This is a genomic window from Carboxylicivirga litoralis, from assembly GCF_025499605.1.
GTDB classification, from domain to species: Bacteria; Bacteroidota; Bacteroidia; order Bacteroidales; family Marinilabiliaceae; genus Carboxylicivirga; species Carboxylicivirga litoralis.
The window spans coordinates 1-549 of record NZ_JAFMVC010000122.1; the positions used below are offsets into that span (position 1 = coordinate 1).

The window sequence follows — 549 nt, forward strand, 5'->3', positions numbered from 1 at the left end:
GTTTCAGGTACTTTTTCACTCTTCTGTTCGAAGTGCTTTTCACCTTTCCCTCACGGTACTGGTTCTCTATCGGTCTCTCAGGAGTATTTAGCCTTAGCGGATGGTCCCGCCAGATTCACACAGGATTTCACGTGTCCCGCGCTACTCAGGATACTCGCCTCGCATGGCTTATTACGTGTACCGGACTATCACCGTCTCTGGTTCGTCTTTCCAAACGATTCCACTTCTAATCCATTTGATTATGCAAGTCCTACAACCCCAACATTGCCTAAACAACGTTGGTTTGGGCTGTTTCCCGTTCGCTCGCCACTACTTAGGAAATCACTCTTGTTTTCTCTTCCTCCGGGTACTTAGATGTTTCAGTTCCCCGGGTTTGCCTCCTTTACAGGATAGTATATCTTCAATATACTGGGTTGTCCCATTCGGAAATCTGCGGATTAATAGTTATTTGCACTTCCCCGCAGCTTATCGCAGCTTATCACGTCCTTCATCGCCTCTGAGAGCCTAGGCATCCCCCGTACGCCCTTATCTACTTTCTTTTACACACAC

At 47.5% G+C, this 549-nt stretch carries 1 rRNA gene; it reads right to left on the reverse strand.

Features of this window, described 5'->3' with window-relative positions:
* Positions 1-539, reverse strand: a 23S ribosomal RNA gene (locus J1N10_RS21035); the annotation flags it as partial.
* Between the last annotated feature and the right edge of the window lie 10 nt (positions 540-549).